General features: G+C 59.6%; 21 protein-coding genes and 1 pseudogene. 8 read left to right on the plus strand and 14 right to left on the minus strand.

Going from position 1 to position 25,311, the window contains the following annotated elements:
- Window positions 1–41: 41 nt before the first annotated feature.
- The 6 genes from ACYZTW_RS07055 to ACYZTW_RS07080 all read right to left on the minus strand — a co-directional run bounded on the left by ACYZTW_RS07055 (window position 42) and on the right by ACYZTW_RS07080 (window position 6,922).
- Complete coding sequence (locus ACYZTW_RS07055; RefSeq protein ID WP_462004291.1) at window positions 42–1,373, minus strand: DUF58 domain-containing protein; 1,332 nt, start codon at window positions 1,371–1,373, stop codon at window positions 42–44.
- Window positions 1,374–1,533: 160 nt separating this feature from the next.
- On the minus strand, window positions 1,534–2,535 hold the full coding sequence (locus tag ACYZTW_RS07060) for an AAA family ATPase (protein ID WP_462004292.1): 1,002 nt from the start codon (window positions 2,533–2,535) through the stop codon (window positions 1,534–1,536).
- Window positions 2,532–3,695, minus strand: a complete 1,164-nt coding sequence (locus tag ACYZTW_RS07065) for a DUF4350 domain-containing protein (protein WP_462004293.1) — start codon at window positions 3,693–3,695, stop codon at window positions 2,532–2,534. The genes ACYZTW_RS07060 and ACYZTW_RS07065 overlap by 4 nt, the downstream gene beginning before the upstream one ends.
- The gene (locus ACYZTW_RS07070; RefSeq protein WP_462004294.1) at window positions 3,692–5,236 is read right to left on the minus strand and encodes a DUF4129 domain-containing protein; all 1,545 of its coding nucleotides are present in this window, start codon (window positions 5,234–5,236) and stop codon (window positions 3,692–3,694) included. Before ACYZTW_RS07070 ends, ACYZTW_RS07065 begins: the two co-directional genes overlap by 4 nt.
- Entirely contained in the window at window positions 5,223–6,200 is a 978-nt protein-coding gene (locus ACYZTW_RS07075) for a stage II sporulation protein M (RefSeq protein WP_462004295.1), read from the minus strand. Before ACYZTW_RS07075 ends, ACYZTW_RS07070 begins: the two co-directional genes overlap by 14 nt.
- Entirely contained in the window at window positions 6,197–6,922 is a 726-nt protein-coding gene (locus tag ACYZTW_RS07080; RefSeq protein WP_462004296.1) for an RDD family protein, read from the minus strand. The genes ACYZTW_RS07075 and ACYZTW_RS07080 overlap by 4 nt, the downstream gene beginning before the upstream one ends.
- A gap of 183 nt (window positions 6,923–7,105) precedes the next feature.
- Between ACYZTW_RS07080 and sbcB the strand changes: the two genes are divergently transcribed.
- The gene (gene sbcB / locus ACYZTW_RS07085; protein ID WP_462004297.1) at window positions 7,106–8,536 is read left to right on the plus strand and encodes an exodeoxyribonuclease I; all 1,431 of its coding nucleotides are present in this window, start codon (window positions 7,106–7,108) and stop codon (window positions 8,534–8,536) included.
- Window positions 8,537–8,635: 99 nt separating this feature from the next.
- On the opposite strand, the gene mvaT is transcribed toward sbcB, so the two are convergent.
- Window positions 8,636–9,013: a histone-like nucleoid-structuring protein MvaT gene (gene mvaT, locus ACYZTW_RS07090; RefSeq protein WP_007933316.1), complete on the minus strand. Its 378-nt coding sequence runs from the start codon at window positions 9,011–9,013 to the stop codon at window positions 8,636–8,638.
- Between the two features lie 340 nt (window positions 9,014–9,353).
- Here mvaT and purU point away from each other — a divergent pair, with 340 nt between their 5' ends.
- Both purU and ACYZTW_RS07100 read left to right on the plus strand, forming a co-directional pair.
- Window positions 9,354–10,202, plus strand: coding sequence for a formyltetrahydrofolate deformylase (gene purU, locus ACYZTW_RS07095; protein ID WP_008147434.1), 849 nt, complete (start codon window positions 9,354–9,356; stop codon window positions 10,200–10,202).
- Window positions 10,203–10,288: 86 nt separating this feature from the next.
- Window positions 10,289–10,465, plus strand: a complete 177-nt coding sequence (locus tag ACYZTW_RS07100) for a hypothetical protein (protein WP_462004298.1) — start codon at window positions 10,289–10,291, stop codon at window positions 10,463–10,465.
- Window positions 10,466–10,670: 205 nt separating this feature from the next.
- Here the strand turns inward: ACYZTW_RS07100 and ACYZTW_RS07105 are convergent, their stop codons facing one another.
- The 5 genes and pseudogenes from ACYZTW_RS07105 to ACYZTW_RS07125 all read right to left on the minus strand — a co-directional run.
- The gene (locus ACYZTW_RS07105) at window positions 10,671–11,666 is read right to left on the minus strand and encodes a lysylphosphatidylglycerol synthase transmembrane domain-containing protein (protein ID WP_462004299.1); all 996 of its coding nucleotides are present in this window, start codon (window positions 11,664–11,666) and stop codon (window positions 10,671–10,673) included.
- Window positions 11,663–12,439, minus strand: coding sequence for a DUF2334 domain-containing protein (locus ACYZTW_RS07110; protein ID WP_462004300.1), 777 nt, complete (start codon window positions 12,437–12,439; stop codon window positions 11,663–11,665). The genes ACYZTW_RS07105 and ACYZTW_RS07110 overlap by 4 nt, the downstream gene beginning before the upstream one ends.
- On the minus strand, window positions 12,432–13,553 hold the full coding sequence (locus tag ACYZTW_RS07115; RefSeq protein WP_462004301.1) for a glycosyltransferase family 4 protein: 1,122 nt from the start codon (window positions 13,551–13,553) through the stop codon (window positions 12,432–12,434). The genes ACYZTW_RS07110 and ACYZTW_RS07115 overlap by 8 nt, the downstream gene beginning before the upstream one ends.
- A gap of 813 nt (window positions 13,554–14,366) precedes the next feature.
- A complete protein-coding gene (locus tag ACYZTW_RS07120; RefSeq protein WP_462005715.1) occupies window positions 14,367–15,131 on the minus strand; it encodes a methyl-accepting chemotaxis protein in 765 nt (254 codons plus the stop codon).
- Between the two features lie 93 nt (window positions 15,132–15,224).
- Window positions 15,225–16,256, minus strand: a pseudogene (locus ACYZTW_RS07125) (HAMP domain-containing protein); the annotation flags it as partial.
- A gap of 190 nt (window positions 16,257–16,446) precedes the next feature.
- Here ACYZTW_RS07125 and ACYZTW_RS07130 point away from each other — a divergent pair.
- Window positions 16,447–17,934 carry a helicase HerA-like domain-containing protein gene (locus ACYZTW_RS07130; protein WP_462004302.1) on the plus strand — a complete coding sequence of 496 codons (1,488 nt, stop codon included), beginning with the start codon at window positions 16,447–16,449 and terminating at the stop codon, window positions 17,932–17,934.
- A 123-nt stretch (window positions 17,935–18,057) separates the two neighbouring features.
- Here ACYZTW_RS07130 and ACYZTW_RS07135 read toward each other — a convergent pair whose 3' ends face one another.
- Window positions 18,058–18,513, minus strand: a complete 456-nt coding sequence (locus ACYZTW_RS07135) for a DUF721 domain-containing protein (protein ID WP_090187471.1) — start codon at window positions 18,511–18,513, stop codon at window positions 18,058–18,060.
- Window positions 18,514–18,820: 307 nt separating this feature from the next.
- Here ACYZTW_RS07135 and secA point away from each other — a divergent pair, with 307 nt between their 5' ends.
- The 4 genes from secA (at window position 18,821) to ACYZTW_RS07155 (ending at window position 24,623) form a co-directional block, all read left to right on the plus strand.
- Window positions 18,821–21,556 (plus strand): preprotein translocase subunit SecA, encoded by a 2,736-nt coding sequence (gene secA, locus ACYZTW_RS07140; RefSeq protein WP_462004303.1) that lies wholly within the window; start codon window positions 18,821–18,823, stop codon window positions 21,554–21,556.
- A 122-nt stretch (window positions 21,557–21,678) separates the two neighbouring features.
- Window positions 21,679–22,896, plus strand: coding sequence for a bifunctional glutamate N-acetyltransferase/amino-acid acetyltransferase ArgJ (gene argJ / locus ACYZTW_RS07145; RefSeq protein WP_462004304.1), 1,218 nt, complete (start codon window positions 21,679–21,681; stop codon window positions 22,894–22,896).
- Window positions 22,897–23,043: 147 nt separating this feature from the next.
- Window positions 23,044–23,676 carry a glutathione S-transferase family protein gene (locus tag ACYZTW_RS07150; RefSeq protein ID WP_462004305.1) on the plus strand — a complete coding sequence of 211 codons (633 nt, stop codon included), beginning with the start codon at window positions 23,044–23,046 and terminating at the stop codon, window positions 23,674–23,676.
- A complete protein-coding gene (locus ACYZTW_RS07155) occupies window positions 23,673–24,623 on the plus strand; it encodes a Nudix family hydrolase (RefSeq protein WP_462004306.1) in 951 nt (316 codons plus the stop codon). Before ACYZTW_RS07150 ends, ACYZTW_RS07155 begins: the two co-directional genes overlap by 4 nt.
- Before the next feature lie 105 nt (window positions 24,624–24,728).
- On the opposite strand, the gene ACYZTW_RS07160 is transcribed toward ACYZTW_RS07155, so the two are convergent.
- Window positions 24,729–25,310, minus strand: coding sequence for a cob(I)yrinic acid a,c-diamide adenosyltransferase (locus ACYZTW_RS07160; RefSeq protein ID WP_462004307.1), 582 nt, complete (start codon window positions 25,308–25,310; stop codon window positions 24,729–24,731).
- Window position 25,311: the final 1 nt, after the last annotated feature.

The raw sequence follows: 25,311 nt of genomic DNA on the forward strand, positions 1-25,311 counted from the left end.
CGGGAGCATCGGAAAAGAGCTGGTTAAGGCAGACCGAATAACTAAATTCCCCCGGCCCTTTTCCAGCTCAAATACCGCGTCACCAACTCGGCCCCGAGTTCCCCGGGCCGAGCCTCCACCACCTGCACTCCATGAGCACTCAACCGCTCATGGAGTTCAGCGCGGTCATTCAAGTAATCCACCGTCCCGCAATAAACCAGCGCCTCCGACAAGGTGTGCACCGGGGTGTGCCGCAGCGTGTCGAGCACGTCTTCGCGCAGGCTGGCCACCAGCACTCGATGCTGTTTGCTCAGGCGTTTGACGGCGGTGAGTAGTTCTTCATCGTCTTCATCCCGCAGGTTGGTGACCAGCACCACCAGCGCCCGGCGTTTTTGCCGGGCCAGTAACTCGGTGGCGGCGGCCTGGTAATCGGCGGGGCGTTGGGTGTTGTTGAGGTCGTAAACGGTATTGAGCAGGACCTTGAGTTGTTCAGTGCCTTTGATCGGGGCGAGGTAATGCGGCCGGTCGCAGGCGAAGGTGCTCAGGCCTACCGCATCGCCTTGGCGCAGGGCGACGTAGCTGAGCAACAGGCAGGCATTCAGTGCGTGATCGAAATGCGCGAGTTCGCCATCCTGGCTGCGCATGCGGCGGCCGCAATCGAGCATGAAGATGATCTGCTGATCGCGCTCGTCCTGATACTCACGGGCAATGGGGGTGCGTTGGCGGGCGGTGGCTTTCCAGTCGATCTGGCGCAGGCTGTCGCCTTCACGAAATTCACGCAGCTGATGAAACTCCAGGCCCTGGCCGCGGCGTTGTCGTTGGCGCACGCCAAGTTGGCTGAGCCAGTTGTCCACCGCCAATAGTTGGCCGCCGTAGAGACGGGCGAAGTCCGGGTAGACGCGAGTGTTGTCGACCACGTTGAGCAGGCGTTTGTCGGACCACAGGGCCATTGGACTCGGCAGGTTGATTTCGTAGTGTTCGAAGCTGAAATGACCACGCTTGAGCGGGCGCAGGCGATAGCCGATCTGGCTGTGCTGACCGGGTTGCAGTTCGACCGACAGGGGCAGGTTTTCGAAGCTCAGGCCTTCCGGTACGTGGTCGAAAATCTGTACGGCCAGTGGTTGATCAAAGTCATGCTCGATTTCCAGTCGCACTTCACCCCATCGACCGAGTGCAAGGCTACCGGGCATTTGTCGCTGGAGGCGGGGTGAGGGCAGTCGTTTGAGACGGACGCCGTCGAGTATCGCCAAGGTGAACAGCGCCAGCAGCAATCCCCAGTTGATCGACAACAGGCTCGATGGAACCGCGAACTCCAATGCCCGTAACGCGCCCAGCACGATGCCGATGGCTAGCAGGATTGCGAGCCAGATCAGCAGCAGGCGTGAGGGTTTCATCAATGCACACCTATTGTGGCAAAAGAGCTTTCTGTGGCGAGGGAGCTTGCTCCCGCTGGGTTGCGCAGCAGCCCCAAAATCGCGCCGGGTTTACGACTGCTTCGCAGCCGAGCGGGAGCAAGCTCCCTCGCCACAGGTTTTGTGTTCGACATGGCGATGTTCACACTCTTGGCGCCGGCACTTGATCGAGCAGTTGCTTGAGCACTTGATCGACGTCCAGCCCTTCGATGTCCAGTTCCGGTGCAATGCGTACGCGATGGCGTAGCACCGCCAATGCGCAGCCTTTGATGTCATCCGGAATCACAAACTCGCCACCGCGCAACAACGCTCGCGCCCGTGCGCAGCGCACCAGCGCAATGGAAGCCCGAGGCCCGGCACCGAGGATCAGGCCCGGCCAGTTGCGGGTGGTGCGGGCCAGGCGCACGGCGTAATCGAGCACCTGATCATCCAGCGGCAGGTCGCTGGCAATGCGCTGCAAAGCCAGCACGTCCTTGGCTTGCAACACCGTGCGCAGCGGTTGCACGTCGAGCATGTCCGCCCGGGTCGAGCGACTGACCTGGCGAACCATGTTCAACTCCTGATCAGCGTCGGGGTAATCCATGCGCACCTTGAGCATGAAGCGGTCGAGCTCGGCTTCCGGCAGTGGGTAAGTGCCTTCCTGTTCGATGGGGTTTTGTGTGGCAAGCACCATGAACGGTTGCACGATGGGCAGGGCGCGGCCTTCGAGGGTGACTTGCCGTTCCTGCATGGCTTCGAGCAGCGCGGCCTGGGTTTTCGCCGGGGCGCGGTTGATTTCGTCGGCGAGTAAAAGGTTGGTGAACAACGGACCTTTGCGCAGTTTGAATTGCTCGGTTTGCAAGTCGTACACCGCGTGCCCGGTGACGTCGCTGGGCATCAGGTCCGGGGTGAACTGGATGCGGGCGAACTCACCGCCAAAGCAGCGGGCGAGGGCGCGTACCAACAGCGTCTTGCCCAGCCCCGGCACGCCTTCGAGCAGTACGTGGCCACCGGCAATCAGCGCGGTGAGAACGTCGTCGATCACGGTGTTCTGGCCGATGACGGCTTTTTGCAGTTCAGTTCTTACTGCTTGGGCCAACTGACTGGCGCGCTGGCGTTGCTGCACGGCGTGGCTCTGTACGCCGGGCTCGATCTGTTGACTCATAAGGCGTTCCTCAAGGTTTGCAGGTGGGCGACCTGACGGCTGAATTCAGCGCTGGACAGCCGCTGCTTCGGTCGCGGGCTCATGGCCTGGCTGATAGCGCGTGTGGGTTGGCCGGTCAGGCGTGCGAGTACCAGCCATTGTTCGGCAACGCCGAGTTGGTCAAAACCTTGATGACGGCGCCGCACGCGACGCAGGATGTCTTGTTGCAAGGCTTGTAGCAGGGGGGGCTGCCCCTTGCGGCGCAACATGAAATCGGCGCTGGCGCGCAGGTGTTCCTGAAGCTGACGGCGGGCTCTCGGAGCCGGTTCCAGCAGCGGACCCTGGCGCACGCCGACGTGCCAGAATCCAAGGCCGATCAGGGCGATCAGGGCGACCAGCGCCTGAGGGAAATAGCGCAGGAGCAAGGTCAGCAGACCGTCGTGATCGGTGTTGAACAGCAGGGTCACGTTCGTGTCCGCGGTCAGGTACCAGAGCAACCAGGCGTTGTCGTACTGATCGATGGCCGGGGTTTTCCACAGGTCGGCGTCGGTGACCACGGTGATCGATCCGAGCCCGTGATTGAGCTGCATCATGTGCGTGGCCTTGCCACTGTTGGCCCAGGCCTGGGCGAGGTTTTTCGGGTCTTCGAGATGGAACGCGGTATCGAAACCGGCATAGGCCGGCGCGTCTTCGTCTTCCAGATAGAGTTTGGTCAGTTTGGGGTAAGGATCATTGTCGATAGCGGACGGTGGGTCCTTGAGGTCTTTGCTCAGCGACTGGTGCAGCTGCACCCGGTCGAGCAACAGGTCATTGCTTTGGCCGGTTTTTTCATCCCACAGCGACTGGGCAACAAACAAAAGACGCCCGCCGGCCCGGGTCCAGTTCAACACCTGATCGATCTGGCGCGGAGTCATGTTGTAGCGGTCCCCGAGCAACAACAGACTGTGCTGATGCGGCTCCAGGGTGGGCAGAATGTCGAGGCTGTTGGCGTGGCTGACGGCCAGGCCCTGCTTGCGCAGGAAATGCTCGGCGGCGAGATAGGGGTTGGTCTGGGCTTCGGGTGAGGGACCGTGATCGATGTCTGTCTGATAGGGCGTCGCCTTGACGTACAGATAAACACTCAGCGCGCTCAATAGCACAGCAATGAACACGCCGACCGCGAGCCATCGTTGTCGGTTCAATGCGCCGCTCCCGAGCCGAACAGGGCTCGCCAGCCATCACAGAGTTCCTGTTGCAAATGCGCGGGCGGCAGGCGATGCCCGTACGCCATGTTCTGCCAATGCCCGGTCAGGTTTTTACTGAAGGCCAGCAAGGCAGGTTGTTGCAATTGTTCAATGCGCTCCAGCACCTGGCCTTCGGTGTCGGCGGGTTTCAACGCCATGTTGAAGTCGTGCAGCAAATGACTGAGCAGGCCGCGATAGAGCAACCCGAGGGCCTCGCGAGGATGGGTCTGCCAGAGGTTCTCGGCGCTGGCGGCGATGTCGGCGGGCAGGGTTTCGCGGCTGAGGTCCAGGCCGAAAGCCTGTTGCGGTAATGGCCGCGCGACTTTGCTGTTCAAGGTCGGTCGACGGCTGACGAAGGCCTGTAACCAGTCACGGTAACGCCAGATCAATAAACCGATGGCACCGATTACCGCACCCCACAGCACGACCTCAATCAGCGTGGCCACCGAGCCGAAACGTTGGTTGTCCAGAAGCTTGAGCAGCGCCTCCAGCCATTCGGGTGTTTGGCCATCGTCCGCCGTATCGGCGGCGGGTTTGTCCTCGCCAAACCGATAGCGTGTGACCGATTCCTTGTTCTTGAATGGAGGCTGATCGAGGATCGCCTTGATGCTGTCCCGGGACGCCTGACTGGTCAGGGGTTGGTCCAGCAGGCGCGGGCTGTCGGGTGAAATGACCGGCTCGGCGGCCCAGACGGTTTGCGCCGTCGGCATCAGCAGGAACGCCGCCAGCAGCAGGGTGACGGCGGCGCTGCTCAAGCGTTGGCGCATGCGGCGGAACACCAATTCGATATCCCAGGCCTCCAGCACCGTGCGCCGATTCAGATAAAGGCTGAAACCGCAGGCTACATACACCGGTTCCCAGACGATGAGCACCAGTGCGTAAAAGGCATTGGTCAGGTGTTCCAGCCATCGCCAGTCTTGTGTGGCGGCGGTGATCAGGGTCTGCCAGCTCCAGTCGAGTTCGACCTGTTGTGGCAAGAACATATAGAACAGCACCATAAGGCCGATCCACAACGCGCTTTCCAGGTGTACGCCGATGATGGTCAGCCACTTCGCGGCACCGGCGTTGCGCTGCATCAGCACCTGCAAGCGCTGTTGTCGTGCTTGGCCACTCAGCCCTTCGAGCTGCATCACCGGCATCAGGAAACTGCGACTCAGGCTCAGGCGTTGCCAGGTCAGACTCACCAGTAGTTGCGGTTTGAGCAGTCGCGGAAATTGGCGCAACGCCTGTTTCAGGGTGGGCGTTTCGCCGAACATGGCTTTGGACAGGATGTACAGTGGCAGGCGGTCGAACGCCGGTTTCAGCCACCAGAAGATGAACACGGCGAGGGACGGTGAATCCCACAGCACCCAGCTGAGCAGCGCGAAAATCGGCAAGGTCACGATGGCCCAACTGGTCATCAGCAGGCGTCGGTGTCGCTGGCTCAGCAGGACGCCCAGGTCCATGGCTTCCCAGGTCGTGCGCGGGCGGATGACAACCGTGGCGTCACTCAGGCGCATGACGGGTCCGTCCAGCAAACAACAGATACGTCGCCACCAACAACCAGAGCGCTGCACCGACCAGGTATTTGGTCATTGGCGCGACCCCGGTCATCGACGACCAGTAAGCTTCGATAAACGCCGCAATCAGCAGAAATAGCATGACGCCACAAATCAGCAGCACGCTCTTGCGCGCCGCCAATCGCAACGCTTCGGAACGGGGCAGGCGTCCCGGTGCGATCAAGGCCCATCCCAGTTGCAGGCCAGCGGCACCCGCGAGGGCGATGGCACTCAGTTCGAAGGCACCGTGGCCAACCACGAATGACCAGAAGGTTTGCCCGTAGCCGATGTGTGTCAGGTGCCCGGCTACCGCACCAATCATCAAACCGTTGAAGAACAGGAAAAACGCGCTGCCCAGGCCAAACAGCACACCGCTGGCGAAGGTCTGAAAGGCAATGCCGATGTTGTGCATGATGTAGTAACCGAACATTACCCAGTCTTCGCTGGCCGCCCGTTCCGCCGATCGCCCCAGGTGACCGGCGTCGGGGTCGTACATGCCTTGCATCTCGCTGACCTGCTCGGCCGGGATCAGGTTGTAGACCAGCTCGGGGAACAGATACACCAGCAGCGCGATGCCGATCAGGCTGCCAAAAAACATCAGGCCGGCGGCGAGCACGAAGCGCCACTGTTCGCGCACCAGTCGCGGGAAGTCGGCAAGGATGAAACCCAGTACGTTGGTAGCTAGTCGACTGCGATGCCGATAAAGCTGTTGATGCCCGCGCAGCACTTGTTGCTGTAATGAATCGATCAGAAAGCTGCTGTAACCACGTTCCTGGGCCAGCGCCAGATGCTGGCAGAGACGACGATAATCGCTTGGAAAGCGGGCGACTCGCTGTGTTTCCTTGCCTTGCTCCAGCTGTTCAAGCACGAGGGCAAACTGCTCCCATTCGGCCTTGTGGCGAGTTTCGAAAAGGCTTTGCTTCATGCGGGACCCAACAAGCCGCGGGCGATGCCATTGAGTTCGTCCACTGCCCGTGGCGCAGGCACCTGCAATGGTTGGGCGAGTATGGCCGCCAGTTCTTTGACCCGTGCTTCAGAGAGTTCACCCTGGCGCTCGGCAAACCCGAGAATGGCGCGTTGTTCGGTCAGTGTCAGCGCAAAGGCCGGGCGCCGAGGCTGGACGTCGGGCAGTTGCGGTCGGGTCAACGGTTGTTCGCGGTAGATCACCAGCGTGCCGGCGGCCAGATCGCCGAGACGCTTGAAGGTGGGGTGTTGCAGGCAACTGATGGCCCCGAGGAAATAGCCGAACGGCAGCATGTCGACAAATCGCAGCAGGTTGCGCAACAGCGAAGCAGACCAGCCGATCGGCGTGCCATCGTCCTGCACCACCCGCAGGCCCATCCATTGCTTGCCTGGCGAACGACCCTGGTTGAGTACTTCGAACAGGACCATGTACCACCAGCTCACCACGAACAGCAGAATCGAGCCGAGCCCTGCACCGAGTTTTCCGAGGAACGCCAGGACAATGAACAACAGGCCGACGATCAAACCGCGCAGCCCGAGGTCGATGGAGAACGCCAGCGTACGAACCATCAGCCCGGCCGGGCGCAGCGGCAAGTCGATGCCTTCCGGCGTTTCGACTTGATACCGCGTGTCCAGAGGCGGGGGCAGCGTCGCTTTCCTTGGCAGTGCTGTGGTCTCGAGCATGGGCAACCTTGATGTGGCCTGTTCGGGATTCGATGTGCGTCCGATGCTAGCAGCCTCTCGGGGGAAAACGACATAACTATGTATTGCACGGTAAGTGGCCAGAGGTGATTGAATGACGAGATTACTGGCCGGGGCGGGATGTGAACGCCTAGACTTCGCCGATCTTCAGTTCAGGAATAGCCCGTGACCTCTATCTTCTGGTACGACTATGAAACCACTGGCATCAACCCCCGTTGCGACCGTCCGCTACAAATGGCGGGGATTCGCACTGACTTCGATCTCAATGAAATAGACGAGCCGGTCAACCTTTACTGCCAGCCCAGTGAAGACATCCTGCCCCATCCGGCAGCCTGCGCGATCACGGGTATTACCCCCGGCCGACTGGCCGAGCAAGGCCTGAGCGAAGCCGATTTCATGACCCGGGTGCATGCCCAACTCGCTGCGCCCGGCACGTGCGGGGCGGGGTACAACACGTTGCGCTTCGACGACGAGATGACCCGTTACAGTCTTTACCGAAACTTTTTCGACCCTTATGCGCGCGAGTGGCAGGGCGGTAATAGCCGCTGGGACCTGATCGATGTGGTGCGTGCAGCCTATGCCTTGCGCCCTGACGGCATCGTTTGGCCGACGGACGACGAGGGGCGGGTAACGCTCAAACTCGAACGCCTGACCGCCGCCAATGGCATTGATCACGGAAATGCTCATGAAGCGCTATCGGACGTTCGGGCCACCATCGCCCTGGCACGCCTGATCCGGGAAAAGCAGCCGAAGTTGTATGACTGGTTGTTTCAGTTGCGCGGTAAACAAAAGGTGATGGATCAGATTCGGCTGTTGCAGCCGATGGTGCACATCTCCGGGCGCTTTTCAGCGGTGCGCAATTATGTCGGTGTGGTGCTGCCCTTGGCCTGGCACCCGCGCAACAAAAACGCGTTGATTGTCTGTGACCTGCACCTGGACCCTCAGGGTTTGCTCGATCTTGATGCCGATGCCTTGCGCCAACGGCTGTATACCCGCCGCGATGACTTGGCCGAGGGCGAGTTGCCGGTGCCGCTCAAACTTATCCACATCAACAAATGCCCGGTGGTGGCGCCGTTGTCGGTACTTCGTTCTGAAGATCAGCAACGTTTGGGGCTGGATATGTCGCTCTACCAAGAGCATGCGCTGCGGCTAAGTGACGCACAAAAAGTTTGGCGAGATAAAGTTCAGGCGATTTATGCCAGCGAAGATTTCACCCCGAGCCAAGACCCTGAGCAGCAGTTATACGATGGTTTTATCGGTGATCGGGATCGGCGCCTATGTGAGCAAGTCAGGTCTGCCGACCCGGATCAATTAGCGCAACAACAATGGCCTTTCGATGATGAACGATTGCCTGAACTATTGTTCCGATATCGCGCACGCAACTTCCCCGATACGTTGAGTTTCGAAGAGCAAGAGCGCTGGAGAATATTCTGTCAGCAACGTTTGTCAGCACCCGACTGGGGAGCGCCAAATACGCTGGAAACTTTTGTAGAAGCCGCCGCCCAATGGAGTATTACGGCTACATCGTTTCAGCGAGAGGTGCTGAATGAATGGCAAAATTATGTCGAAGGATTACGCAAACGTTTGAATCTTTGAAATCGAAAATATTCGGTGCTGAATGCCGGGCATAAAAAAACGCCAGCAGATGCTGGCGTTCTTTTTTGTCGCGGATGAGTCTGCGACAAGCTCTGCGGCTTAGCCCAGCAGGGTAGCCCAGCCTTCAACCACGTCACCGCCCCACTTGGCTTTCCACTCTTTCAGCGTTTTGTGGTTGCCACCTTTGGTTTCGATGACTTCGCCGTTGTGCGGGTTTTTGTATTGTTTAACTTTGCGAGCACGCTTGGTGCCAGTAGTTTTTACTGCGCCGCCGCGTGGTGCTTTGGTTTTGGACTCTGGATCCAATAGCGCAATGATGTCACGCAGGGACTTGGAGTACTCGCCCATCAGAGTGCGCAGTTTGCCTTCGAATTCCAGCTCGGTTTGCAGTTTGTCGTCTTGGGACAGGTTCTTCAAACGGGCTTGCAGCTCTTTGATAGCTTCTTCGGTGGCGCGATATTCGTTGATCAAGGACATGAGGACTACCTTATGTTGGGGCGCTGGATGGCAGGTGACAGTGCGGCAATAATAGTCAGGGTGTTTCACCAAGTAAACATTTAACCGGAGTTTTATTTAAATTAGTTACGGTGAAGAGGGTATAAATTGCAGGTGTAGTTAAAGAGTGTGATGCAGTCATCACGGATATTCACAGTTGGGCACTTGAAGGTTGGCAACAGGAACACCATCGCGCGGGTAGCGGAGGCTGCCAGAACCTCACTTGCCCACCTTCATGCCAGGCAAAACGTCATCAATACTGCAGTTTTGCTGCGCAATCGCTAGAATGGCCGCCTTTGCGAAGTTCTGGAGTTTGACCCTCATGCGCACTTTTCGGCTGGTGATTGCTTGCCCGGACCGCGTCGGCATCGTTGCTAAAGTCAGTAACTTTCTGGCGTCACATAACGGCTGGATCACTGAAGCGAGCCATCACTCGGACAATCTCAGTGGCTGGTTCTTCATGCGTCACGAAATTCGTGCCGATTCGCTGCCCTTCGGTATCGATGCCTTTCGCGAAGCGTTTGCACCGATTGCCGAAGAGTTCTCGATGAACTGGCGCATCACCGATACCGAGCAGAAAAAGCGCGTGGTACTGATGGCCAGTCGCGAGTCTCACTGCCTCGCCGACTTGTTGCATCGCTGGCACAGTGATGAGCTCGATTGCGAAATTTCCTGTGTGATCTCCAACCATGACGACTTGCGCAGCATGGTCGAGTGGCACGGGATTCCGTATTACCACGTACCGGTCAATCCGCAGGATAAAGAGCCGGCATTCGCTGAAGTCTCGCGCCTGGTCAAACAGCACGATGCCGAAGTGGTCGTACTGGCCCGCTACATGCAAATCCTGCCGCCCGAGTTGTGCCGCGAATATGCTCACAAGGTCATCAACATTCACCACAGCTTCCTGCCGTCGTTCGTCGGTGCCAAGCCGTATCACCAGGCCTCGATGCGTGGCGTGAAGTTGATTGGCGCTACTTGCCACTACGTGACCGAAGAGCTGGATGCCGGTCCGATCATCGAACAGGACGTCGTTCGCGTCAGCCACAGTGACAGCATCGACGACATGGTGCGTTTCGGTCGGGACGTCGAGAAGATGGTGCTGGCCCGTGGTCTGCGTTATCACCTGGAAGATCGGGTGCTGGTGCACGGCAACAAAACCGTCGTGTTCTGACAGCCATACAACACGGTTGAAATTCGAAGGGCCTGGGCGTTCAATCGCTTCAGGCCCTTCGCCGTTTCTGCACTGAGGACATGACCATGGCCGATCCACTCGACAAAGCGACATCCAAGGCTCCTGCCACGTTGGGAGAGGGCTGTTTGAGTCGCTATGACCCGGATGACATGAGCCCCGAAGATGGCACGGAGTTTCCCGGTGCTGCCGAGCTATGGGAACAGTTGCAGCAAGACTCCGACGAAGAAATCGGGGAAGCCTAAAAGATCGTCCGAACGCGGCCCGAACCTTCGGCAGCGCCTACATGGAGATTTTCGGTGAATGATCCATCGTCATCGCGAGCAGGCTCGCTCCCACATTGGTCCTATGCCACACCGAAGATCCCCTGTGGGAGCGAGCCTGCTCGCGATGAGGCCCGAATCGGCGCTGCAAATCTCCATGTAGGGGCTGCCGCGAGCTGCGATCTTTTCAGGCCTGCTTGAACTTCATCAGTTTTTTGAGCAGCGGCCGCCCGAGCATCAGCAAAAACACCGGGCCACCCACCAGCAAATAGAAGTAATAGGTCACTGCCCGCCAGATCAGAATCGCCGCCGCCGCGGTGGACTTTCCCACCATCGGTGCCAGCAACGCCGCCGAGGTCAACTCGGCCGCCCCGGCACCGCCCGGCAACAGGCTGAACTGCCCCGCGCTCAGTGAAAGCATCTGGATCAGAAAGCTCCAGGCCCACTGCAAATCCGCCCCGAGCCCACGCAACGCCAGATACAGCACGCTATAGCGCAAGATCCAATGCAGGCAGGTCAAGGCAAACACCGTGATGAGCGTCTGAAAGGGCAGCTTCAATGTGTCCGTGAACGCCGCCAGAAAGTGCAGGAGTTTTCGCGCCCAGCGCAGGCGCGTGGTGGCTTTGACATTCAGGCGAGCGAGCAATCGACCACTCAGACGAATCAGTATTCGATGGTAGCGGGCGACCACCACGCAACTGAACAACCCGCCGAACATCGAAATGGCGCTGACGGTCAGCAGCCATTCCATGCGTTGGCTGAGGTGCTGGAACAACGCATAAATCAGGATCCCGCTCAGCGCGCAGAGAAAAAACAGCAAATCGCTCAGCTGATCCATGGCAAACACGGCGCTGCCCCTGGCCGGACGCACGCCATGGCGGGCCAGCAGTGCCATGATTGTCAGCGGTCCGCCACTGCCACCCGGTGTGGCGCAGTAAGCGAACTCGGCGGCCATCACCACCCCGAGACTTTTTAGCGGGCCCACCTTGTCGCGCTGATCCCCGAGCAACAGGCGCAAGCGCATCGTGTTCAGCACCCAGCACAGCAGGATCATGCCGAACATGATCAGTAACCATGTCAGCGGAAAGCTTTGCAGTCGATACCAGGTTTCGTTACCGCCCAGCAGCGACGGAATCAACACCGCAGCGAGCAGCGCGACGAGCAGCAGAATCCCGCGACTCATGCGGCGTGACCCAGACGGTCGCTTTGCAGCGCCAACCAGCGTGCCTTGGTCGTCGGCACACGACCCTCGTCGAGCAAGCGCTTGAGGGTTTGCAGCCAGTAAGTGCGCGAGAATTCATGGCGCATATCGACCGGGTGCAGGCCCAGACGAATCACCGGTGCTTGCCGCCAGCGTTGTTCGCGTTGATCGCTGACGAGCTTCGACAACCCCCGGCGCCAGGCACTGCGCGCACTCCAGACCAGGCCTGGCGCATCAACGGCGGTGAAGTCCGGCAGACGATACAGATGCTGTGGATCGCTGGTGTAACGCAGGGGTAACTGGCGCAAGGCCTGGCGCGTCCCTTCGCTCATCAACCAGGCCGGGGCGACGAAGCCCTCCAGCGGCCAGTGATAACGGTGGAACACTTCGATGCCGGCGCGCAGACGGGCGAGGGCGGCTTTTTGAGACAGGCTGTAAAACTCGCCTTCGTGGGTGTAAATCCGGCGCATGAACCAGTCTCGTGGCGTGTTGGGAGTGGACGCTTCATCGCAATGAAAGTAACCGTGCAATGCCAGTTCGTCACCTCGGGCGATACGACTGTTGAGCAAACGTCGAAATCCCGGATGCTCCTCCAGATCGTTGTGCTTGTGGAAGTTCGGCACCACCAGCCAGGTCATCGGCACCTCGCCCAGGGCGTCAACGGCGTCGACAAAGGGTTGATAGTCGGCCCAGGTTTGCGGTGCGACGTCGTGCAACACGAGTAACAGGCTGGGCGGGTTCATGGGCTCAACCATTGGCAATCAGCGGCCAGTGGCTGCCGAGCACGGCGTGATAGTGCCCCAGCAGGCTGTTGACCACCGTATCCCAGGAGTAATGCTGCTCGACATGGCTGCGGGCCTGTTTGCCCAATACGACGCTGCCCGAATTGAACAGCTCGCGTACCGCGTTGGCCATCGCCAATGGATTATTCGGCGAGCAGAGCAGGCCGCATTGATCAGTGATGATTTCCTGAAAGGCCCCGGCCGCCACGGCGACCACCGGAATGCCACTGGCCATGGCTTCAAGAATCACCAGGCCAAAGGTTTCCTGATCGCCGGCGTGCAGCAACGCATCGGCGCTGGCCATCAACCGCGCCACGTGTGTCGCCGGACAGAACTCATCGACCACGGTGACGTTGTCGGGCACCACGGTCGGCATCGACGCACCTACCAGCAGCAGGTGATAGCGTCGGCCCAGGTGTTTCATGCAGTCGAGCAGCACCGGCAGGTTTTTTTCCTTGGAGCCGCGCCCGGCGAAGATCAGCAAATGAGTGTTTTCATCAATGCCCAATTCGGCCCGCAGGCCCGTGTCTCGTGCAGTGGGATTGAAGGTTTGCAAGTCGACGCCCAGCGGTTGAACGAAAACGTTCTTCACCCCCAGCCCGATCAGTTTGTCGGCCATGACCTGGCTGGGCGCCAGAACCCGATCGAAGTTGCCATAGAGCTTGCTGACATAGGCTTCGACGTTGGTGGTGACCCAGTTGCCCATGCGATTGCTGACCAGCAGCGGCAGGTCCGAATGATAAAAGCCGATCACCGGGACATCGAGTTGCCGCCGGGCGTCGAGGGCCGCCCATGCGGTGAGGTAGGGGTCGCCGACCTCGATCAGGTCGGGCTGTAAATCCTGCAGAACATTGCGCCATGGCGCGAGACGGAGGGGAAAACGATAACCCTTGCCGAAGGGCAGGGCGGGGGCCGGAACCGTGTAAACGCCATCCTGTTCACTTAAGTAGGCCCCAGGGATCAACAGACTGTGGCGAATGCCCGGCTTGATGCTCAGGCGACGGTGTTTAGCATCCAGATAAGTGCGCACGCCACCGCTGGCAGGGGCGTAGAACATGGTTATGTCAGCGATATGCACGATGAACATCCCTCCGGTCCGTTGGGCTCCCTTGGTTGACCTTTATGAAGGATAGATGTTCGGTTGGGGTTTTGTGGCGGGGCGTTGATCGCCCCCCCCTCACCCTAACCCTCTCCCCAAGGGGCGAGGGGACTGACCGAGGTGTTCTTGGAGCTACATCGACCTGAAAGTCCGAGTCGAACTCAGGTTTTGAAAAGCATGCGATCGGCTTCCTTTCCCCATCTCCCCTATGGGGAGAGGGGACTGACCGAGGTGTTCTTGGAGCTACATCGACCTGAAAGTCCGAGTCGAACTCAGGTTTTGAAAAGCATGCGATCGGCTTCCTTTCCCCATCTCCCCTATGGGGAGAGGGGACTGACCGAGGTGTTCTTGGAGCTACATCGACCTGAAAGTCCGAGTCGAACTCAGGTTTTGAAAAGCATGCGATCGGCTTCCTTTCCCCATCTCCCCTATGGGGAGAGGGGACTGACCGAGGTGTTCTTGGAGCTCATCGACCTGAAAGTCCGAGTCGAACTCAGGTTTTGAGAAGCATGCGATCGGCTCCCTTTCCCCATCTCCCCTATGGGGAGAGGGGACTGACCGAGGTGTTCTTGGAGCTACATCGACCTGAAAGTCCGAGTCGAACTCAGGTTTTGAGAAGCATGCGATCGGCTCCCTTTCCCCCTCTCCCCTCTGGGGAGAGGGGGACTGACCGAGGTGTTCTTGGAGCTACATCGACCTGAAAGTCCGAGTCGAACTCAGGTTTTGAAAAGCATGCGATCGGCTCCCTTTCCCCCTCTCCCCTCTGGGGAGAGGGTTGGGGTGAGGGGTGGATCTTGATGTTTAAATACGGAAACTGCCCACCAACTGCTTCAACCGCGCAGCCTGCTGCTCAAGATCCGAGCACGCACGCAACGTCGACTGCAGGTTTTCCACCCCTTCCTGATTCAGCGTGTTGATCTCGGTAATGTCGACGTTGATCGACTCCACCACCGCCGTCTGCTCCTCGGTAGCCGTCGCCACCGATTGGTTCATCCCGTCGATCTCGCCAATACGCAACGTCACGCTGTTCAAACGCTCGCCGGCCAGGTTGGCGATTTCGACGCTGTCCTGACTGTGGCGCTGGCTGTCGCTCATGGTGCTGACGGATTCACGGGCGCCGATTTGCAGCTCCTCGATCATGGTCTGCACTTGTTGCGCCGATTCCTGAGTGCGGTGCGCCAGGTTGCGCACTTCATCGGCCACCACGGCAAAACCCCGACCGGCTTCACCGGCACGTGCCGCTTCGATGGCCGCGTTGAGCGCCAGCAAGTTGGTTTGCTGGGAGATGCTGGTGATCACTTCGAGAATCTGCCCGATGTTCACGGTTTTGCTGTTCAGCGATTCGATGTTGGTGCTCGAGGCGCTGAGCATGCTCGACAGCTGACTCATCGCGACAATGCTGCGATCCACCACTTGCTGGCCGTCTTCGGCCAGGCTGCGGGCATCGCTGGCCTGACTCGATGCTTGCGCTGCGTTACGGGCGATTTCCTGAGCGGCGGCGCCGAGCTGGTTGATCGCCGCGGCCACGCTGCTGGTGCGCGAAGCCTGTTGGTCGGAGTTGAACATCGACGAGTTCGAGGCGGCCACGACACGCAGAGCCACTTCGTTGACTTGCCCGGTGGCCGACGACACTTCGCGGATCGAACCGTGAATGCGCTCCACGAAGCGGTTGAACGCGGTACCGAGGACGCCGAATTCGTCGTTGTTCTGGATGGTCAGGCGTTTGGTCAGGTCGCCTTCGCCGTCGGCGATGTCCGCCATGGCGCGGGTCATGACGTGCAGCGGCTGGATCAGGATGCGGATCAGCATGCCCAGCAGGGCGATGATGATGGCCACGGCAATGACCGTCGCAATGAGCGCCGAGGCGCGGAATTCGCTGAGTTTGGAGAAGGCTTTGTCCTTGTCCACCGACAGCCCGATGTACCAGTTGACTGAGGACAGCCCTTTGATCGGTGTAAAGGTCACGATGCGGGTCTTGCCGTCGACGTCTACTTCACTGAAGTCGCTGCTGATGCGCGGGGTGTTTTTCGGGTACGCCTCGCTCAGGGACTTCATCACCAGCGCTTTGTCCGGGTGGACCAGGATTTTGCCGTCGGCGCCGACCAGAAACGCATAGCCCATGCCGTCGAAGTCCAGTGCGTTGAGGCTGTCGGTGATCACCTGCAAGCTCAAGTCACCACCCACCACGCCGATGTTTTGACCGTCCTTGAGGACGCTATTAACGATGGAAATCACCAACTGGCCAGAAGCCAGGTCGATGTAGGGCTCGGTCAGGGCAGAACCGCTGGTGCTTTGCGCGCTCTTGTACCAGGGACGGGCACGAGGGTCATAACCGTCGGGCATCTTGCTGTCCGGGCGGATGATGAAGGTGCCATCTTTATTGCCCAGGTAGGCGCCCATAAAGGTCGACGACACGGCCTTCTGTTCCAGCAGGTTGGAGACATTGGCTATATCTGCGTTCAACGCAACGGTTTGCGACAGGTTTTCGATCAGCAGGCTGCGGCCGGCCAGCCAGGTTTGAATGTTTTTCGCGGTGACGCTGCCCATCTCTTGCAAGTAGTTGTCCAGATCGCGGCGTATCGCATTGCGTTGCAAATAGTCGTTGTACAGCGTGAACGTGGCGAAGGCGGCAATGACGATGAGGGCGGCGGCAAGCAGGATTTTATGGCTGAAGCGCAGATTTTTGTTCATGGCTCGGGGTGTCCGCTAAGGTCTTATTGTTCGGGGCGTGTTGCTGTTAATGCGCGCAAAATGAGTGCGCAATGGAGCGAGTCGGTAATTCCTGCTCTCCATGGGGGGAATGTCTGACCTTGCTTTCAGGTGGGTCTCTCGCTTATTTCTATCGGCCGTGCAGGATCAAAGATTAACCATGGGTGACAAAATGCCTGACTCATTACAACTCGTTATCGGTGCCGACCTCGCCGGGCAGCCCATTGCCCAGGCCATGCGTCTGGCGAACCGTCATGGTTTGGTCGCGGGCGCTACCGGGACGGGCAAAACCGTCACCTTGCAACGGATGGCCGAAGCATTCAGCGATGCCGGCGTGGCGGTGTTCGCCGCCGATATCAAGGGTGACCTATGTGGTCTGGGCGCCGCCGGCAACCCTCAAGGCAAAATCGCCGAGCGGATCGCCGGGATGCCCTGGCTGAACCACACGCCTCAAGCGTATCCGGTGACCCTGTGGGACATTCACGGTCAGTCCGGTCATCCATTGCGCACAACCTTGAGCGAAATGGGGCCGTTGTTGCTGGGCAGCCTGCTGGAGTTGACCGACAGTCAACAGTCGGCGCTGTATGCCGCGTTCAAGGTGGCAGATCGTGAAGGGCTGTTGCTGCTGGACCTCAAGGACCTGAAGGCACTGCTCAATCACCTGCGTGACAACCCCGAATTGCTCGGTGACGACGCCGCGCTGATGACCACCGGTTCCAGTCAGGCGCTGTTGCGGCGTCTGGCGACCCTGGAGCAGCAAGGCGCCGAAGCACTGTTCGGTGAACCGGCGCTGCAACTCGAAGACATCCTGCATCCGACCGCCGAGGGTCGCGGGCGCATTCACTTGCTCGATGCCAGCCGTCTGGTGCACGAAGCGCCGAAGGTCTACGCGACGTTCCTGTTGTGGCTGCTGGCCGAACTGTTCGAGCAATTGCCGGAGCGCGGCGATGCGGACAAACCACTGCTGGCGCTGTTTTTCGACGAAGCACATTTATTGTTCGCCGGTACGCCAAAGGCTTTGCAGGATCGTCTTGAGCAGGTGGTGCGGCTGATACGCTCGAAAGGCGTTGGCGTGTATTTCGTCACCCAATCGCCGGGCGACTTGCCGGATGACGTGCTGGCTCAGCTCGGTCTGCGCATTCAGCATGGCTTGCGCGCGTTCACCGCCAAGGAGCAGAAATCCCTGCGAGCCGTGGCCGAGGGCTTCCGGCCGAACCCGGCGTTCGATGCCTTGTCGGTGCTGACTGAGCTTGGAATTGGCGAGGCGCTGGTCGGTACGTTGCAAGACAAGGGCACGCCGGAGATCGTCCAGCGGGTGTTGGTGGCGCCGCCGCAATCGCGGATCGGGCCGTTGAGCGAGACTGAACGGACGGTGCTGATCGCGGGGTCGCCGTTCAAGGGGCGGTATGACAAACCGGTCGATCGTGAATCGGCATATGAAATATTGATGGGTCGCAAAGGTCTGGCGCCAGAACCTGACGCTGCTCCGGGCAAACCGGCAGCCGAAGAGCCAAGCTTCACCGACAAGGCCGGGGAATTCCTCGGCACCGCGGCGGGGCAGGCACTGAAATCAGCGATGCGACAGGCGGCCAATCAATTGGGCCGACAGTTGGTGCGCGGCTTGATGGGCTCGTTACTCGGCGGCAGCAAACGCCGCTGAATACCTGACTGGACACAATCAATGTGGGAGCGAGCCTGCTCGCGAAAGCGGTTTACCATTCAGCTCAAATGTTGACTGGACCACCGCCTTCGCGAGCAGGCTCGCTCCCACGTGGGTTAGGCGTCAGTCTTTGGGTTTTGCGTGCGCCGCAAGGCGTTCCAGCGCCGCCCGCAGATTCGGATCGCTGATCCCGTCGGCAGTGGCCTGAATGGTCGCGCCTGCATCGGTCGACAAACTGATGGTATGGCCAGCCGCCCCTTGCTGAACGGTGGGCGGCTGAACCTTGAACAGAATCCGCGTCAGGCTGGCGAATTCGTCGAACATCTGTAATTGCCGTTGCAGACGCTTTTGCTGATAACGCAGGCGGGTTGCCCAATGACCGTCGGTCACTATCAGCAACAAACTGCCTTCGCGCCACGACGCCACATGGCAATGCTCGCGGGCGGCGGGCTGCAATTGGCTTTCCAGCAGACGTTGTAAATGACCCAGGCGTTGAGCGTGGCCGAAGATGGCTTTCAGCGGTTTGGCTTCGCGAAGCAGAACGGCGGGTGCTCTGGCCGTAAGAGGGCGAAATGCCATGATCAGACACCTGAAGTAACAGAGCCGCCATGGTAGCAGAAAGTACCGGATGCACCCGAGCCATTGCTTTGCGAGCGCTTTACCCATTAAATCAACAAGTAACTTCTGCCGTGAATGGCTTGAAGTTGAGCCAAAAGCCCTTATTTTAAGTGAGCCCCGTTACAACGCTGTGCCAGCATCGTGGAATAACGCCACTTTCCTCACCATCGTTTCCGGGTAGAATGCTCGTTCGCATGCGGCCATGAGGGCTGCTCGGGCGACTCACGGGGCCGCCCTCCATCCCTTTAGTGTGGAAGATCCTGCCGATATGTTTGCGCCTTTGTTAAAGAAACTTTTTGGAAGCAAGAACGAGCGTGAAGTCAAACGCATGCTCAAGACGGTGCAACTCGTCAATGCCTTCGAAGAGCAAATGGTGGCCCTTTCGGACGATCAATTGCGTGCCAAGACAGATGAGTTCAAGGCCCGCATCGCCAAAGGGGAAACCCTCGACAAGCTCCTGCCAGAAGCCTTTGCGGTCGCCCGCGAAGCCGGTAAGCGCGTCATGGGTATGCGCCACTTCGATGTCCAGCTGATCGGCGGCATGACCTTGCATGAAGGCATGATCGCGGAAATGCGTACCGGTGAAGGCAAGACCCTGGTGGCAACACTGGGCGTTTACCTCAACGCGCTGTCCGGCAAAGGCGTGCACGTTGTGACGGTGAACGACTACCTGGCCCGTCGTGACGCCAACTGGATGCGTCCACTCTACGAATTCCTCGGGATGACGGTCGGCGTGGTGACGCCGTTCCAGCCGCCGGAAGAGAAGCGTGCGGCCTATGCTGCCGACATCACCTACGGTACCAACAACGAATACGGTTTCGACTACCTGCGCGACAACATGGCGTTCAGCATGGAAGAAAAATTCCAGCGCGAACTCAATTTTGCCGTGATCGACGAAGTCGACTCCATCCTCATCGACGAAGCCCGTACCCCGCTGATCATTTCCGGTCAGGCCGAGGACAGCTCCAAGCTGTACATCGAGATCAACAAACTGATCCCGCAGCTTGAGTTGCACATCGAAGAAGTTGAAGGCGAAGTCACCAAGGCCGGCCACTACACCGTCGACGAGAAGACCCGTCAGGTTGAACTCAACGAGGCCGGTCACCAGTTCATCGAAGACATGCTGACCCGCGTTGGCCTGCTGGCTGAAGGCGAGAGCCTGTATTCGGCGCACAACCTCGGTCTGCTGACCCACGTTTATGCCGGTCTGCGCGCTCATAAACTGTTCAATCGCAACATCGAATACATCGTGCAGGATGGCCAGGTCGTTCTGGTCGACGAACACACCGGTCGTACCATGCCGGGTCGCCGTCTGTCCGAAGGCCTGCACCAGGCTATCGAAGCCAAGGAAAACCTGAACATTCAGGCCGAAAGCCAGACCCTGGCCTCGACCACGTTCCAGAACTACTTCCGTCTGTACAACAAGCTGTCCGGCATGACCGGTACGGCCGACACCGAAGCGTTCGAATTCCACCAGATCTACGGTCTGGCGGTGATGGTCATTCCACCGAACAAACCGCTGGCGCGTAAAGACTACAACGACCTGGTGTTCCTGACTGCCGAAGAGAAATACGCGGCGATCATCAACGACATCAAGGAATGCATGACCCAGGGCCGTCCGGTGCTGGTGGGTACTGCAACCATCGAAACTTCCGAGCACATGTCCCATCTGCTCGAGAAGGAAGGCATCGAACACAAGGTTCTGAACGCCAAGTTCCACGAAAAAGAAGCCGAGATCATTGCCCAGGCCGGTCGCCCAGGCGCACTGACCATCGCCACCAACATGGCCGGTCGTGGTACCGACATCCTGTTGGGCGGTAACTGGGAAGTGGAAGTGGCCACCCTGGAAGACCCGACCTCTGAGCAGATTGCCCAGATCAAGGCCGACTGGCAGAAACGTCACCAGCAAGTGCTCGAATCGGGCGGTTTGCAGGTGATTGCTTCCGAGCGTCACGAATCGCGCCGTATCGATAACCAGCTGCGTGGTCGTGCCGGTCGTCAGGGGGACGCCGGTTCCAGCCGTTTCTACCTGTCGCTGGAAGACAGCCTGATGCGCATCTTCGCCTCTGATCGGGTGAAGAACTTCATGAAGGCTCTGGGCATGCAGCCTGGTGAGGCGATCGAGCACCGCATGGTGACCAACGCCATCGAGAAGGCTCAGCGCAAGGTTGAAGGCCGCAACTTCGACATTCGTAAGCAACTGCTCGAGTTTGACGACGTCAACAACGAACAACGTAAAGTGATCTATCACATGCGTAACAGTTTGTTGGCCGCCGACAACATCGGTGAAACCATCGCCGACTTCCGTCAGGACGTACTCAACGCGACCGTCAGCGCACACATTCCACCGCAATCGCTGCCTGAGCAGTGGGACGTGGCCGGTCTGGAAGCGGCGTTGCAGAGCGACTTCGGTGTGGCTCTGCCGATCCAGAAATGGCTCGACGAAGACGATCACCTGTACGAAGAAACCCTGCGCGAGAAGCTCATGGCCGAGCTGCTGGCCGCGTACAACGAGAAAGAAGAGCAGGCGAGCGCCGAAGCGCTGCGCACCTTCGAGAAGCAAATCGTTCTGCGTGTGCTCGACGACCTGTGGAAAGACCACCTGTCGACCATGGATCACCTGCGTCACGGCATCCACTTGCGTGGTTATGCACAGAAGAACCCGAAGCAAGAGTACAAGCGCGAGTCCTTTACGCTGTTCTCCGAGCTGCTGGATTCGATCAAGCGCGACTCGATCCGTGTGCTGTCCCACGTTCAGGTTCGCCGCGAAGATCCGATCGAAGAAGAGCAACGCCTGCGCCAGGAAGCCGAAGCACTGGCTGCGCGCATGCAGTTCCAGCACGACGAAGCACCGGGGCTTGAGCAACCGGAACTGCTGGGTGAAGAGGTCGATGTCGCCCTTGCCATCGCTCCGGTACGCAACGAACAGAAGCTGGGCCGCAACGAACTTTGCTACTGCGGTTCGGGCAAGAAGTTCAAGCATTGCCACGGGCAGATCCAGTAACACCCGTTTCATACGCTGAAATACCCGCGCCGCGACCGGCTTATGCCGTCGCGGCGTTTTGCCATTTAAACCACCGTTCTTCCTGAAAGCGGTGCTGACATCATTTATTAAGGAGCGCATTCATGGCTGTTGGTCTTGGTCCTTTGCCAACGTTGCACCCGGTTGCCGGTTTTGAACTCGGTATCGCCTCGGCTGGCATCAAGCGCCCGGGGCGCAAGGATATTGTGGTCATGCGCTGTGCCGAAGGTTCCACGGTCGCTGGCGTGTTCACCCTGAACGCCTTTTGCGCGGCTCCCGTGATCCTGGCCAAGCAGCGCGTGCAAGGTCCGGTGCGTTACCTGTTGACCAATACCGGCAATGCCAACGCCGGCACTGGCGAACCAGGCCTTGCCGCCGCCGAGCGCACCTGCGCCAAACTGGCTGAGCTGACCGGCGTCGACGCCAGCCTGGTGCTGCCGTACTCCACCGGTGTGATCGGCGAGCCGTTGCCGGTCGAGAAAATCGAAGGGGCCCTGCAAGCGGCTCTCGACGACCTTTCCGTCAATAACTGGGAAGCTGCCGCCACTGGCATCATGACCACGGACACCCTGCCAAAAGGTGCCAGTCGCCAGTTCCAGCATGACGGCGTGACCATCACCGTCACCGGTATCAGCAAAGGCGCAGGCATGATCCGCCCGAACATGGCGACCATGCTCGGCTACATCGCCACCGACGCCAAAGTCTCCCGTGACGTGCTGCAAAACCTGCTGCTGGATGGTGCCAACAAGTCGTTCAACCGCATCACGATCGACGGCGACACCTCGACCAACGACTGCTGCATGCTGATCGCCACCGGTCAGGCAGCACTGCCGGAAATCACTGAGGCCAGCGGGGATTTGTTCGCCAAGCTGAAACAGGCGGTGTTCGAAGTGTGCATGGACGTGGCCCAGGCCATCGTTCGTGACGGCGAAGGCGCGACCAAGTTTGTGACCGTTGAAGTCAACGGCGGCGGCAATCACCAGGAATGCCTGGACGTCGGTTACACCGTGGCTCACTCGCCGCTGATCAAGACTGCACTGTTCGCCTCCGACCCGAACTGGGGCCGCATTCTGGCCGCCGTCGGCCGTGCCGGCGTACCGAACCTGGACGTGAGCAAGATAGACGTGTTCCTCGGTGATGTCTGTATCGCCAGCCGTGGCGCTCGCGCATCGACCTACACCGAAGCCCAGGGCGCGGCCGTGATGCAGCAGGAAGAAATCACTATCCGTATCGAACTGGGTCGAGGTGAGTGCAGCGAAACCATCTGGACCACTGACCTGTCCCACGAATACGTGAAGATCAACGCCGAATACCGTACGTAAGACCGAGTCGCTCCATTCGCGAGCAGGCTCGCTCCCACATTGGATTTGTGTACACCTCAATACCCTGTGGGAGCGAGCCTGCTCGAGAAGACGGATTACCAGACGCTAGAGATTCTGGCCTGTACCCCTCATCAAAAGGTCCCGAACATGAGCCTTCACCTGATCATCGGCGACAAACTGATTTCCTCCTGGTCCCTGCGCGGCGCGTTGGCCCTCGACCTGGCCGGCGTTCCTTACACCGAAGAACTGATCAAGCTGAACCAGCCGGATACGCGTGAGCGTCTGCTCAAGCACTCGCCGACCGCGAAAGTCCCACTGTTGAAAACCGAACACGGCACCATCGCCGACTCCCTGGCGATTGCCGAGTATCTGGCAGAGCAGTTCCCCGATGCCGGCCTCTGGCCCCAAGACACCGCCGCCCGCGCCCAGGCCCGTTCGGCCTGCGCGCAGATGCACAGTGGTTTCTTCGCCATGCGCGGCAACATGCCATTCGACCTGAGCCACGACGCTGCGCTGTCGCCGGCACCGGCTGACGTCCAGGTCGACATTGAGCGGATGTTGGCGTTGTGGGCCGAGTGCCGCGCCGCCGCCACCGAAACCGGTCCGTTCCTGTTTGGCGGCGCGACCCTGGCCGATGCCTTCTTCGCACCAATCGCCGTGCGCCTGCGCACCTATCAGGTGAGGCTGCCCGCAGTGGACGCGGCCTACGTCGAAACCCTCTACCAATGGCCAGCCTTTAAGGCGTGGCAGAAGGCGGGTTTGGAGGAGATCGGGCAGTGAAGCGAGTACACGTAGCCGCCGCTGTCATCCGCGATGGCAGTGGCAAGATCCTCATTGCCCGCCGTGCCGACACCCAGCATCAGGGCGGCCTGTGGGAATTCCCCGGTGGCAAGGTCGAGGCCGAAGAATCCGTCGAAATCGCCCTGGCCCGCGAACTCCATGAAGAGTTAGGCATCGTGGTCAACGCGGCTCGCCCGCTGATCAAGGTCCGGCACGATTACCCGGACAAGCAAGTGTTGCTGGACGTTTGGGAAGTGTCGGCCTTTACCGGCGAACCGCACGGCGCCGAAGGTCAGCCGTTGGAATGGGTCGCGCCCCGCGATCTGCTGAACTACGAGTTCCCGGCGGCCAACCAGCCGATTGTCGCGGCTGCACGGTTACCCGCGCAGTATTTGATTACTCCGGAAGACCTGGAAACCCCGGCCTTACTGCGTGGTATTCAAAAAGCCATTGCCGGCGGTATCAAGCTGATCCAGTTGCGGGCACCCAACGGCTACGATCCGAAGTACCGCGATCTGGCGGTGGACGCGGCGGGGTTGTGTGCCGGCAAGGCGCAGTTGATGATCAAGGGGCCGTTCGAGTGGCTGGGCGATTTCCCGTCCGCCGGTTGGCACATCACCTCCGCGCAACTGCGCAAGTACGCAGCGGCTGGCCGCCCGTTACCGGCGTCGCGCTGGCTGGCGGCGTCCTGCCATAACGCTGAAGAGCTGGCACTGGCCGAGCAGATGGGTGTGGATTTTGTGACCCTGTCACCGGTGCAACCGACCCTGACTCATCCGGGGGCTCAACCGCTGGGTTGGGAGCAGGCTTCAGCGTTGATCGAAGGTTTCAGCAAACCGGTGTTCTTGCTCGGTGGTGTTGGCCCGGCGGAGCTTCAGAAAGCGTGGGAAGCGGGTGCGCAGGGTGTGGCGGGGATTCGGGTGTTTTGGCCTGAGGCTTTGGTGTAGCGACTGGCCTCTTCGCGAGCAGGCTCGCTCCCACAGGGGATTGTGGCGTATACAGATCCAATGTGGGAGCGAGCCTGCTGGCGAAGGCGGCCTGACAGGCGCCGACTAAACTCCGGGTTTGGCAGCCGGCTGCCACAAAATCTCGGCAATCCCTTGCCGCTTGGCAATCAACCGCGCCACCACAAACAACAAATCCGACAACCGATTGATATACGCCAACCCAACCCCGGCCAATGGTTCGACAGCATTCAAATGCTGACACCGCCGCTCGGCACTGCGCGCCAGACTTCTGCACACATGAGCCTGAGCAATCAACGCCGAACCACCCGGCAGAATGAAATTCTCCAGCGGCCCCAGCTCTTCATTCCACACATCAATCGCGGCTTCCAGCCGTTCGACTTCTGCCGTGTTCAGCGCCTGATACACCGGCATCGCCAACTCGCCGCCCAGATCAAACAACCGATGCTGGCAGGGCGCCAAAACCTCGATCACCTCGTTCAATCCTGGGTAGGTGCCACTTTCCGCCGCCAACCCGGCCAATAGCACACCCACCTGGCTGTTCAGCGTATCGACTTCGCCAATGGCTTCGATCCGCGGATGATCCTTGGGCACGCGACGACCGTCGCCCAGCCCGGTTTCGCCTTTGTCGCCGGTGCGGGTGTAAATCTTCGACAAGCGAAAGCCCATG

The sequence above is a fragment of the Pseudomonas sp. LB3P25 genome (assembly GCF_054897985.1).

What these genes read in the sequence shown, in the direction of transcription:
- ACYZTW_RS07055 (WP_462004291.1), bottom strand. Translation starts at nt 1,373, where the DNA reads ATGAAACCCTCACGCCTGCTGCTGATCTGGCTCGCAATCCTGCTAGCC.
- ACYZTW_RS07060 (WP_462004292.1), bottom strand. Translation starts at nt 2,535, where the DNA reads ATGAGTCAACAGATCGAGCCCGGCGTACAGAGCCACGCCGTGCAGCAA.
- ACYZTW_RS07070 (WP_462004294.1), bottom strand. Translation starts at nt 5,236, where the DNA reads ATGCGCCTGAGTGACGCCACGGTTGTCATCCGCCCGCGCACGACCTGG.
- ACYZTW_RS07075 (WP_462004295.1), bottom strand. Translation starts at nt 6,200, where the DNA reads ATGAAGCAAAGCCTTTTCGAAACTCGCCACAAGGCCGAATGGGAGCAG.
- ACYZTW_RS07080 (WP_462004296.1), bottom strand. Translation starts at nt 6,922, where the DNA reads ATGCTCGAGACCACAGCACTGCCAAGGAAAGCGACGCTGCCCCCGCCT.
- mvaT (WP_007933316.1), bottom strand. Translation starts at nt 9,013, where the DNA reads ATGTCCTTGATCAACGAATATCGCGCCACCGAAGAAGCTATCAAAGAG.
- purU (WP_008147434.1), top strand. Translation starts at nt 9,354, where the DNA reads ATGCGCACTTTTCGGCTGGTGATTGCTTGCCCGGACCGCGTCGGCATC.
- ACYZTW_RS07100 (WP_462004298.1), top strand. Translation starts at nt 10,289, where the DNA reads ATGGCCGATCCACTCGACAAAGCGACATCCAAGGCTCCTGCCACGTTG.
- ACYZTW_RS07105 (WP_462004299.1), bottom strand. Translation starts at nt 11,666, where the DNA reads ATGAGTCGCGGGATTCTGCTGCTCGTCGCGCTGCTCGCTGCGGTGTTG.
- ACYZTW_RS07110 (WP_462004300.1), bottom strand. Translation starts at nt 12,439, where the DNA reads ATGGTTGAGCCCATGAACCCGCCCAGCCTGTTACTCGTGTTGCACGAC.
- ACYZTW_RS07115 (WP_462004301.1), bottom strand. Translation starts at nt 13,553, where the DNA reads ATGTTCATCGTGCATATCGCTGACATAACCATGTTCTACGCCCCTGCC.
- ACYZTW_RS07120 (WP_462005715.1), bottom strand. Translation starts at nt 15,131, where the DNA reads ATGTTCAACTCCGACCAACAGGCTTCGCGCACCAGCAGCGTGGCCGCG.
- ACYZTW_RS07130 (WP_462004302.1), top strand. Translation starts at nt 16,447, where the DNA reads ATGCCTGACTCATTACAACTCGTTATCGGTGCCGACCTCGCCGGGCAG.
- ACYZTW_RS07135 (WP_090187471.1), bottom strand. Translation starts at nt 18,513, where the DNA reads ATGGCATTTCGCCCTCTTACGGCCAGAGCACCCGCCGTTCTGCTTCGC.
- secA (WP_462004303.1), top strand. Translation starts at nt 18,821, where the DNA reads ATGTTTGCGCCTTTGTTAAAGAAACTTTTTGGAAGCAAGAACGAGCGT.
- argJ (WP_462004304.1), top strand. Translation starts at nt 21,679, where the DNA reads ATGGCTGTTGGTCTTGGTCCTTTGCCAACGTTGCACCCGGTTGCCGGT.
- ACYZTW_RS07150 (WP_462004305.1), top strand. Translation starts at nt 23,044, where the DNA reads ATGAGCCTTCACCTGATCATCGGCGACAAACTGATTTCCTCCTGGTCC.
- ACYZTW_RS07160 (WP_462004307.1), bottom strand. Translation starts at nt 25,310, where the DNA reads ATGGGCTTTCGCTTGTCGAAGATTTACACCCGCACCGGCGACAAAGGC.